Source organism: Acinetobacter gerneri DSM 14967 = CIP 107464 = MTCC 9824 (assembly GCF_000368565.1).
Lineage (GTDB): Bacteria > Pseudomonadota > Gammaproteobacteria > Pseudomonadales > Moraxellaceae > Acinetobacter > Acinetobacter gerneri.
Genome location: NZ_KB849533.1, coordinates 16,588 through 18,452 on the forward strand (window position 1 = coordinate 16,588; position 1,865 = coordinate 18,452).

Sequence of the window (1,865 nt, forward strand, 5' to 3'; positions counted from 1 at the left end):
TTTGGTGAAATTGACCAATGACCAGTACTGTCAGCAATCGTGGTCACAGTATTACCCAAAGCATTGGTAATGGTCACTGTTGAGCCTGCTTCTGCAGTCCCACTTAAGCCTGCTCCATTATTTGTATCAACTACTGGTGAATTCGGTGCTGTGAGATCAGCTGTGCCTGTGGACACTGGAGTACTGACATTTCCTGCTGCATCTGTTGCAGTCACTGTACCTTGTGTACCGTCGGCAATTGGATTTGGAGTGATTGACCAATGACCTGCACTATCCGCAGTTGTAGTCACCGTATGACCCAAAGCATCAGTTACGGTCACTGTTGAGCCTGCTTCCGCTGTTCCTGCTAAACCCGCTGCATTATTTTCAGTGACAATCGGTGTATTTGGTGCAACGGTATCTGCGATTCCAGTAGAAATTTCTGCACTGCTATTTCCTGCCGCATCCGTTGCAGTTACGGTACCTTGTGTACCGTCTGCAATCGGATTTGGAGTGATTGACCAATGGCCTGCACTATTTGCAGTTGCTGTAACGGTATTGCCCGAAGCATCCGTCACGGTCACTATTGAACCTGCTTCCGCTGTTCCAGCTAAACCTGCTGCATTGTTTGCATCCACCACTGGCGCATCAGGGGCTGTAAGATCCGCTGTGCCTGTTGATACTGGCGCACTCACATTTCCTGCTGCATCGGTTGCAGTCACTGTACCTTCGGTGCCATTCGCAATTGGATTTGGAGTGATGCTCCACTGACCAGCGCTATCCGCAGTTGTAGTCACCGTATGACCCGAAGCGTCAGTCACCGTCACTGTGGAACCTGCTTCCGCTGTTCCCGCTAAACCAGCTGAGTTATTTTCATCCACCGCTGGAGCGTCAGGTGCAGTAAGATCAGCAAGACCTGTTGATACTGGCGCACTGATATTTCCTGCCGCATCTGTTGCTGTCACTGTACCTTGTGTACCGTCTGCAATTGGATTTGGAGTGATTGACCAATGACCTGCACTATCTGCAGTCGCTGTAACGGTATGACCCGAAGCATCAGTCACAGTCACTGTTGAACCGGCTTCCGCTGTTCCCGCTAAACCTGCTGAGTTGTTTTCATCCACCACTGGCGCATCAGGCGCTGTGAGATCAGCTGTGCCTGTTGATACAGGCGTACTGATATTTCCTGCTGCATCGGTTGCAGTTACCGTACCTTCAGTACCCTCTGCAATTGGATTTGGTGAAATTAACCAATGGCCTGTACTATCTGCAACCGTGGTCACAGTATGGCCCGAAGCATCAGTCACCGTCACAGTAGAACCTGCTTCCGCTGTTCCTGCTAAACCTGCTGCATTGTTTTCATCCACGACTGGCGCATCTGGTGCTGTTTTTTGTGCAATTCCAGTAGATGTTTCATTACTTATATTTCCAGCTGCATCTGTTGCAGTCACTGTACCTTCGGTGCCATCTGCAATCGGATTTGGAGTGATTAACCAATGGCCTGTACTATCCGCGACTGTAATCACTGTATGACCCGAAGCATCAGTCACGGTCACTATTGAACCTGCTTCCGCTGTTCCACTTAAGCCTGCAGCATTGTTTTCATCCACCACTGGAGCGTCAGGCGCTGTGAGATCCGCAAGACCTGTAGAAATTGGATCACTGATATTTCCAGCCTCATCAGTTGCAGTGACGGTACCTTCGGTGCCATCTGCAATCGGATTTGGAGTGATTGACCAATGGCCCGTACTGTCAGCAATCGTGGTAACGGTATTGCCCGAGGCATCAGTTACGGTCACTGTTGAGCCTGCTTCCGCTGTTCCTGCTAAACCTGTTGCATTATTTTCAGTGACGACTGGGGCGTTAGGTGAAGTTTGATCTGGAAC

At 49.9% G+C, this 1,865-nt stretch carries 1 protein-coding gene; it reads right to left on the bottom strand.

Annotated elements, in window-relative coordinates; genetic code table 11:
• Window positions 1-1,865 (bottom strand): Ig-like domain-containing protein (locus F960_RS22555; protein ID WP_004854686.1); only part of this gene is annotated, 1,865 nt, incomplete at both ends.